Here is an 8,995-nt window from a genome sequence, read left to right on the forward strand (position 1 = left end):
AGCCAAATTCAGGAGGATGAGAAGGGCTGACATTGGCTATCCCGTCATGACAGGTAATGCAAAGTTCTACCTTTCGGTTCCGGTAATCAGAAACCTTGATCCAAGGGTAATCTGGTAAAGTTGCGGTGACCTGGACTTTTTTAATCTCTGGTGTTGTACCCGTTGAGCCGGGTGATTCTGAGGTGAAGGGTTGCAGAAAACGATCTAACGTCCAATCATTTTCCTCAGCGAAAACCGAACAGACCCCTGAAAAGGCCAGAAATAAAACTACAAGTCCCTTGAGAAATTTCAACACTGTTTGATAGGTGATGGTAATAAGGGTGAAGTTGAATATAATACTTTTATTTAGACCGGATCAATCATAAACCAGTGTCACCCGCTCAAGAAAGTCAGAAAGCCCATCCAATTGTTTTTCAATCTTGCTGATGTCTTTTAACTTTGCGGCTTCCTCAATGGCCTCGCCGAATTTGCTGATAGGCATGAAACCGTAGCCACCCCCTGAACCTTGCATGGAATGACCCAGTGTGCGGATTTTATCAAAATTTGAAGTTTTAATTGCTTCGTTAATAGTCTTTACATCATTGCGGCGGTTTTGCAGATATCCGGGTATCAGGTCACTGAGATCCGGGTCAACATGGGCGATGATCTTTTCATCCGGCTTCTTCATCCGGATATGTTAGAGGGTTGAAGTTTTTATTTCAAGCCATTTGGCAAGAATCACTATGTAAAAACTTTATGGGCTGGAAAAAATAGTTTGAGATTAACGTTAGTTTAGGCTTTTCCCCGGCATGATCGCCGGGGGTCGGGCTATATCTTGAGAGTTTCCCAAAAACCAAAAACCCGATTTTAATAAATCGGGTTGTGGAAATAGTACAGGGCGTCGTCTTTCGGCCCAATACTGTAGTCCGGCAGGCTTGAGCAATGTTCGAGAGCGACTTTCCAGTCTGTTCCTTCACGGGTAAACGAATAGCTGCATACACTGTGCTGCCTTTCATCGGTATCATTCGACTTGGAAGTGATGCTGATGATTTCATCAGCCAGAAGATAGCTGACATCTTTGCCGACGTGTCCAGCGAGAACCTGCCTTTGGGTCTGGCATTGCATTTCCCTGAAATCAGACAACATTTGCTGGTAGTCCTTGACCCTGTTTTCCAGCAAGGCACGTTTATCATCCACAATAATAACCAGGTCTTTAGCATAATACTGCGGAAGTTTTTCCGGCTTGGTGCAGGCCAGCTTGTCTATTTTTTTGAGAATACCTGCAAGTCCATCAGTATCAGCCGCTAAAGCCTGACTGCTGAAAACCAGCGAAAGTATTAAAATCAAACCTGTAACGAAGTTGCGTTTTTGCATTGAAAATCTCCGAAAAATATAAATTTAAGAACTTATATAAATGTACACGGTTCTTTTCCAAGAGTCCGCTGCATAATATTTTATTGAAGAGCCAATAACTTCTTTCCCCGGTCTAAGGAAAGTATTGCAGATAAATTTCTACTGTCTCTCCATCTTGTGCCCAGCCGAAAGTGCCAGATCCCGCATAAGTAGAGATGATTCCTTTATTATCCACTTTGCGGATCGTGTTGTTCCCCATATCAGAAATATACAAATTGCCTTTTGAGTCGAATGCGATCGATGCGGGGCTTTTGAACATGGCTTTTGTTGCCGGGCCGCCATCTCCAAAATATCCCTGGTAACCAGTGCCCGCGACCCTGACAATTCTTCCATCCTTGGTGATCTTTCTAACCATATAGGAGTTTATGCCAACGATGTGCAGTTCTCCACTCGGGCTCATGGCCAGGTAATCCATATTACGGATTCCCGCTTCGAGTGCCGGGCCACCATCTCCGGTATTCTCGTGCTTGCCGTTACCAGCAATTGTTGTGACAATGCCCTTGGTGTCGATTTTTCGAATCATGTTATTGGCACCATCAGCGATATACAGGTTCCCTTCTTTATCGGTAGCCAGGGCACTTGGGTCGCGAAAGGCGGCTTCACTAGCAGGTCCACCGTCTCCATAATGGGCAGATTCACCGGTACCTGCGATCGTTGTGATTTCGCCTGAAGCAGAAACTTTTCGAACCTGATGATTGAGCCGATCGGAAATAAACATATTTCCTTTATGGTCAAAGGCAATGTCTGAAAAATTGGTGATGATAGCCAGTTCTCCTGTTTGAACTCTGCCTTTGTATTTACTTTTTGCAATAGCTTCCAGATAGTTTTCATCCGATGTTCCCAGAACTCTCCTCATGGTGTTCGAGGAATCTATTTTCCGAATCAGACTAGTGAATCCACTCGGACTGACAATGTAGAGTTCACCCTGCTTGTTCATTTTTAGGATAGCCGCTCCATAGATAGAAGCTTCCATAGCAGGAAGGTCATCACCGATGTTGCCTCGTATTCCGTTACCTACAATGGTGTTGATGATTCCATCAGGTGAGATTTGTCTAATTCGGTTATGCCCTTTATCAGAAATCAGAAGATTGTCATTTTTATCTACGATGAGTCCCTGGGGAAAGCTCAATGTTGCTCCGGTAGCGGGTCCGCCATCACCTGCGAACATCTTTTTCCCGTTACCTGCAACCGTCTTGACACTACCACGGCGGGGATCAACCTTACGAATGCGATAATGCGACCGGTCGATAACCAGCAGGTTTCCATCCGGGTCCAGGGCCAAACCAAAAGGAAGATGTAAGTTGGTGTCACGAGCTACTTCTGAATCGCCGTTATAATCCTGTCTTCCGGTTCCTGCCACGGTTCGGATCATTCCCTGTGTATCAACGGCTCGGATCCTGTTGTTGTTTCGGTCAGCGATATAAAGAGTTCCGTCTTTACCAACAGCCACACCTGTGGGCCCTGCGACACTGGCTCGATAGGCGGGGCCATTATCTCCTGAGAAAAAGAATCCACCATCTCCAGCTACTGTATGAAGAATACCCTGAGCAGTAACCATTCGAACTCGGTTGCTTTTTCGGTCGGCGATGTACAGGTTTCCTTGTTTATCGAGAGCGAGTCCAAAAGGTTTCGACAATTGCCCCTTGGTGGCTGGGCCGGAATCGCCTTTAGCTCCGTCAATGCCATTGCCTGCGTAAGTAGAGATGACCCCTCTACTGTTTACAACGCGGACTCTTTCATTGGAGCGGTCCGAAATATAAATATTTCCCTTATCATCAACCACGACACCAGAAGGATGCTTGAGCATGGCTTCGCTAGCTTTTCCACCGTCTCCACCGAACCCGGCTGTTCCATTGCCAGCTACTGTAGTGATGGTGCCGCGAGTATCCACTTTTCGAACCCTGTGGTTTTCACGGTCGGCGATGTATAGATTTCCTTTTTTGTCAAAAGTTAAACCGGCGGGCATTTTTAATTTTGCTTCAGTGGCCTTGCCACCATCGCCGCTGTACCCAGCTTCTCCTGACCCGGCAAAACGAGTCATATTACCCTGAGTGTCTACACGACTGATAATATTGTTATCGCGCATTGCGATATAAATATTCCCTTGTTTATCAACAGCTATACCATCAACCAGTGAAACTTCAGTTTCAGTTGCTTTAACCGTTTCAGCCATTGCCGGGATTGCACAAAACACTCCCCACAACAAAATATTGATTACAATTAAAGCTTTAAGATTTTTTTTCAACATGTTCAAACCTCTTGTTGGCGAAAAACTTCATGAAACTCCCAACCCCACCCCAATAAGACAAAATGATATGGGGGAATTAGGATTAATGCCCTTTTTGCGATTGGGAAAAACCCATTTAAAAGGTTGCCTTCTCCTGTCTCAGTGCTAGTTGGCAGGGGAAAAGCTTTAAATATGCTATAAGCGGTCGATTATACTTTGCGTGAAATTGATGTCAATTATTAAAAATTGATATCGAATATTATCTCGTTGGGCTTAATATCTTTAAATGGTACAATTAGTAACATCATGAAGACTTTATTGATTTTTCCGGCACAGTGGTATCCCAGTCAGCCGTATTTAAGTACGCCCTATCTCACTTCCTATTTGCGGGCCAAGGGATGGGATGTGGATCAAAGAGATTTTAATATAGCTTCCTACGACCATTTTTTGTCGGCGCCCCTTTTGCGTAAGGCCGAAAATCTCATGGTTGAAAAGCTGGAATCCCTTAAAAGTCAAGGCTCTCTGTCAATCAAAGAGAAGTCTCACATGGATGTTTTGGCTATGGGGTTGAAATTTTCCGACCGCATTATCACAGGGGTCGATGAGGCAAAATCGGTGCTTAGAACGCCGGAACGGTTTTTTGATTTCCAGTCCTATCAGCAGGCAGACATGGTGATCAAATCAGCACTGAAACTGGTTTCCGATGCGCATGCCCCAGCGGTTTTCAGCCTGTCGACATTTGAGAGCGGTACCCGTGCTGAAGAATCCACCCGCAGGGCACATGAAACCACACGGGATAATAAAACAAATCCCTTCATCCATTTATATGAGAACCATTTGATTCCCAGTGAAGACTGGTCAGGTTATGACGTGGTGGGTATATCCATTATAGGCATTTCACAAATCATCCCCGGGTTGACTTTGGCCCGGTTGCTCAAAGAAAAATATCCACACCTGCATATCACCCTGGGGGGACCAATTTTCAGTGTTAACGCCGGACAGTTGCTCGGTCATCCTGAATTTTTTGATGATTTCTGCCATAGCATTGTCACCTTTGAAGGAGAAGAACCCCTGCATAGACTCCTCACCGCGCTCAAGGCCGGGGATTCATTATCCACAGTTCCCAACCTTGTTCATCTGCAGGGAAGAGAAGTGGTGCAAAATAAAGAACGTGTAGAACTCCGGTTCGAAGAGTTGCCCGGGCCGACATTTGATGGTCTGCCCATGAATGACTACCTTTCTCCCTATCCGATTATTCCGGTTTTACAGAGCCGGGGATGTTATTGGGGCAAGTGTACGTTCTGCACGCATAGTTTTGTTTATGGACACCGATACGGAAAACAAAAAACCAACGGCATGGTGGATGAACTGGAAGCGTTGATGAAAAAATATAATACGAAATATTTCACCTTTTCAGATGAAGCTGTTTCGCCGCACTCGCTCAACGATGTGTCGGAATTGATGATTGAGCGCGGAATAGAAATCCGTTCCCTGGCATTGTTGAAATTTGAAAAGGTCATGGACGAGGAATTATTCACCAAGATGAAAAAAGCCGGTTTCATCTTCCTGATGTTCGGGTTGGAAAGCGCTAACGACCGGGTGCTGGCACTCATCGATAAGGGAACCACCAAAGAAGTGGAACGGGACGTCTTGATGAAAAGCCATAAAGCGGGTATCTGGAACCATTCGTTCCTGTTTTTCGGGTTCCCCACTGAAACCCGCCCGGAAGCCCAGGAGACCATCGACTTCTTGCGCGATAATCTCGAATCGATCCATTCCTTCGGTCCGGGTGTGTTCCTGCTGAACCGGGACTCCAGTTGTTATCAGTACCCGGAAAAGTTTTCCATTGAACGCATCATCGAAGACCCGGAACGGAACATTGCCATGAACCTCGATTTTGTCGCTACAGAAGGAATGTCCCGTGAAGAAGCCGGGGAAATGAACAGTAAATGCATCAGCATGGCGGAAGAACTTTTTCAGTCCCTTCAATTATGGGGAACTTTGCCAAGAGAACATTTTTTGCTCTATCTCGACAAGTTCGGCAAAGAATCGTTGAACGGTAAACCGCCAACTGAAGAGGAAGAGGAAAAGGCCCTTTGCAGGGCCTAGCCCCCTGACGGGAGTAGTTTTCAAAGAGGGTGAAAATATTATTAAACCACCCTCACCTCAATCCTCTCCCTTCAAGGAGAGGAGGCAAAAAATTCCTTCTCCCCTGGAGGGAGAAGGGTAGGATGAGGGGGCGTAAGGATTAGTTTGAAATTACTTCATGATTGGAATAACACATTGATGAAATCATTATTAATATTTCCACCGGACTGGTTGCCATCCGAACCTTACCTGAGCCTGCCATCACTGGCTTCGGTGTTGCGTCCGGCGGGGCATGAGGTTTCGCAAATCGATGTCAACGTCGAGATGTACGACCTGTTTTTCAGTCCCCGGTTTCTCGAGCATGTGTCGCAGCGCATTGCTAACGAGCTGCAGTTCCTTCAGGAAGTCGAACAAAAACGTGCGCTCAATGAAGAGGAACAGGAACTGATGCAACGGCTGCTCACCTGCACGCCGGAACTGTTCCAGCAGTTTTCCGCAGATGTCGAACGGGCTAAAGGTATTCTGCGCGGCAAAGCGTTTTACGATATCGACCAGTTGGAGTGGGCCACGAACTGCCTGCACCAGGTCATGGCATTGATCTCGCTCGGTTACTATCCTGCACAAATCTGTTTTCCTCCCATCGAAACGGATATCGTTTACAAACCGTTCATGTCGTCAGAAATTCTTGAATCGCTTGACGACGACCAGATCAACATCTACCGCGATGTCTACAGCATGCTGATCCGTCCGGTGATGGAACGTGAACGTCCGATGATGGTTGGCATCTCGGTGGTGCAACAGAAACAACTCATCGCCACGTTCACCTTCTGCAAAATGATCAAGGAAGAGTTCCCGGGAACGCATATCACTCTGGGCGGTAACATCATCACCCGCATTCGGGATACTCTCCCTGAGATGAAGGGATTGTGGGAATGGTTTGACACCGCCGTGGTGTATGAAGGCGAGTCGGCTTATTTGAAACTGACTGAAGCGGTGAAAAACGGCAGCAAAGATTTATCCCAACTGCCGAACCTCATCTATAAAGACGATGAGGGCATCCACACCAACAAAGAAGTCTGCTCTGAAGCGTTGGCCGAATTGCCGCCGCCGGACTTTGACGGGTTGCCGCTGGAAAAATATTTTGTGCCCAACCTCATCCTGCCTTATCTCGCGACAAGAGGATGTTATTGGGGGCGCTGTACCTTCTGCGACCATTTCCAGGGATACGTTGAAGGGTTCCGCACCAAGCAGGTGGACCAGATCATTGGTGAGATCAAACACCTCAAGGAAAAATACGGAACCCGGTTTTTCCATTTCACCGATGAGTCTTATCCCCCGGCACTGTTCCAGAAACTGTCGCGCCGTTTGATCGACGATAAACTCGATATCGCCTGGACCACCCACATGCGGTTTGAAGAATCCTTACTGGAAGAACAGGTCTGGAAAGACGTCGCCGAATCGGGTTGTAAATATTTGCACTTCGGCTACGAGTCCGGCAACCAGCGTGTTCTGAAACTCATGGATAAAGCCACGAAACTCGATGCCATCGAAACCAACCTGCGTATGTCGTCTGAAGCGGGAATCTGGAATCACCTGATGGGGTTCTTCGGCTTCCCCGGAGAAACGGAAGAAGAGGCGGGCGATAGCAAAGCCTTCGTCGAGAAAAACGCGGCGCATATCCACTCCCTCGGGTTCATGACCTTTGTGCTGGGGAAATACAGTCCCATAGCGTTCGAGCCGGAGAAATACGGCATCACCTATTACAAAAACCCGGAGTGGGATCTCGCGCTGGATTACTACTTCACCACCAAAGATGGACTCAGCATTCAGGACGCGATGAACGTGTTCGATGAGTTTGAGCGCAATCACAACACCAAATGGGATCTACGAACCTGTGTCAGGGAATACATCTTCCTCTACATCGATAAATACGGATCCAATCACCTTCCACAACTCGAAGTCACCGAAGAACAAAGACGGCAAATGCAACACACCGCCATCGGCATGGTCTGAGCGTTTGCCGTGACTTTGCCACCGGCCGCTTGGCCGGTTATTTGCCGATGCAGAACTGTCCGAAGATTTTATCGAGCAGGTCTTCTTCAAAAGTCTTGCCGAGTATGGTGCCGATGTGTTCCATGGCGAGGGTGACGTCTACCGCAACGAGTTCTTCTGAAAAACCAGACACCAGACTTTCGCAGGCGTTGTGCAGTGCATGGGCTGCTTGTTGCAGATGGTCACGATGACGTTCGCGGGTGATGATGAGAGACTCGCCAATTCTTTCTCCACGGGTTGCTTTCTGGTAGATGGATTCTTTTAGAGTATCGAATCCATTCAGCGTTTTAGTGGACAGGGTGATCGGTTGTTCTCCTGCAAGAAAACTTTCTATTTGGTCTTTTTGCCAGGAAGAGGGCAGGTCGGATTTATTGAGCACCACCAGTTTAGGTTTTTTGCCCACTTCTTTAATCAACAGTTGGTCGTTCTCATTGAGAGGTTGGGAGGAATCAAAAACCACCAGCGCGAGGTCTGCCTTTTCGAGAGCCGCACGGGTTCTCTGGATGCCTTCTTCTTCGATGATTTCCGGGTTGTCTCTAAGGCCTGCTGAATCAATGATGACAATATGAGTGTCTTTGATGCGTGTCCGTTCTTCAAGAGTGTCGCGGGTCGTGCCGGCTATGGGCGTGACGATGGCGCGGTCTTCCTGCAGGAGGGCGTTAAGCAGGCTGGACTTGCCAACGTTGGGTTTGCCGACCAGCGCGACCTGCATTCCTTCCCTTACAATTCGTCCCTGCCGGAAAGAGTCCGCCATTTGTTTCAATTCGCTTTCGACCTGGTGAATATTCTTTCTTGTCGTGTCGCGCGATTCGAAAGTGAGACCGTCTTCTGAAAAATCTATTGCGGCTTCCAACTGGGCCTGAGAGGCAAGTAAATTTTCGTGCAGGGTGTTCAGCCTTTTTGAGAGACCCCCTTTAAGTTGACTCATGGCAGAATTTAAAGCACGGTCGGATGCGGAGTCGATCACATCCGCGACCGCTTCAGCCTGGGTCAAATCGAGCCTGCCGTTGGTGAATGCCCGGCGGGTGAACTCACCCGGCTCTGCCAGCCGTGCTCCTTGTTCCAGAACCAGTTGAAGGATTCTTGATATTATCCATGACCCACCGTGAGCGCTGATCTCTATGACATCTTCGGCGGTATAACTTTTAGGCGCTTTGAAAAAAGTGAGAAGGACCTGGTCGATACATTGTTCTGAGATGGGATCGCGGATTTCTCCATATAAAACTTTATGAGGAC

The 8,995-nt window shown here is 47.4% G+C and carries 6 protein-coding genes; 2 read left to right on the top strand and 4 right to left on the bottom strand.

Annotated elements, in window-relative coordinates; all coding sequences use genetic code 11:
* Positions 1-355 precede the first annotated feature (355 nt).
* The 3 genes from F3741_07045 to F3741_07055 all read right to left on the bottom strand — a co-directional run bounded on the left by F3741_07045 (position 356) and on the right by F3741_07055 (position 3,640).
* Positions 356-667, bottom strand: coding sequence for an Hpt domain-containing protein (locus F3741_07045; protein ID MZG30551.1), 312 nt, complete (start codon positions 665-667; stop codon positions 356-358).
* Between the two features lie 179 nt (positions 668-846).
* Positions 847-1,353, bottom strand: a complete 507-nt coding sequence (locus tag F3741_07050) for a hypothetical protein (GenBank protein MZG30552.1) — start codon at positions 1,351-1,353, stop codon at positions 847-849.
* Positions 1,354-1,465: 112 nt separating this feature from the next.
* Positions 1,466-3,640 (bottom strand): hypothetical protein, encoded by a 2,175-nt coding sequence (locus tag F3741_07055; protein ID MZG30553.1) that lies wholly within the window; start codon positions 3,638-3,640, stop codon positions 1,466-1,468.
* Positions 3,641-3,925: 285 nt separating this feature from the next.
* Between F3741_07055 and F3741_07060 the strand changes: the two genes are divergently transcribed.
* Both F3741_07060 and F3741_07065 read left to right on the top strand, forming a co-directional pair.
* A complete protein-coding gene (locus tag F3741_07060) occupies positions 3,926-5,728 on the top strand; it encodes a radical SAM protein (protein ID MZG30554.1) in 1,803 nt (600 codons plus the stop codon).
* A 177-nt stretch (positions 5,729-5,905) separates the two neighbouring features.
* Positions 5,906-7,720, top strand: coding sequence for a radical SAM protein (locus F3741_07065; GenBank protein ID MZG30555.1), 1,815 nt, complete (start codon positions 5,906-5,908; stop codon positions 7,718-7,720).
* A 37-nt stretch (positions 7,721-7,757) separates the two neighbouring features.
* On the opposite strand, the gene mnmE is transcribed toward F3741_07065, so the two are convergent.
* Positions 7,758-8,995: tRNA uridine-5-carboxymethylaminomethyl(34) synthesis GTPase MnmE (gene mnmE / locus F3741_07070; protein MZG30556.1), on the bottom strand; the 1,238-nt coding region annotated here is incomplete at its 5' end.

The sequence above is a fragment of the Nitrospinota bacterium genome (genome assembly GCA_009873635.1).
GTDB lineage: Bacteria > Nitrospinota > Nitrospinia > Nitrospinales > VA-1 > LS-NOB.

What these genes read in the sequence shown, in the direction of transcription:
- F3741_07055 (MZG30553.1), bottom strand. Translation starts at nt 3,640, where the DNA reads ATGTTGAAAAAAAATCTTAAAGCTTTAATTGTAATCAATATTTTGTTG.
- F3741_07045 (MZG30551.1), bottom strand. Translation starts at nt 667, where the DNA reads ATGAAGAAGCCGGATGAAAAGATCATCGCCCATGTTGACCCGGATCTC.
- F3741_07065 (MZG30555.1), top strand. Translation starts at nt 5,906, where the DNA reads ATGAAATCATTATTAATATTTCCACCGGACTGGTTGCCATCCGAACCT.
- F3741_07050 (MZG30552.1), bottom strand. Translation starts at nt 1,353, where the DNA reads ATGCAAAAACGCAACTTCGTTACAGGTTTGATTTTAATACTTTCGCTG.
- F3741_07060 (MZG30554.1), top strand. Translation starts at nt 3,926, where the DNA reads ATGAAGACTTTATTGATTTTTCCGGCACAGTGGTATCCCAGTCAGCCG.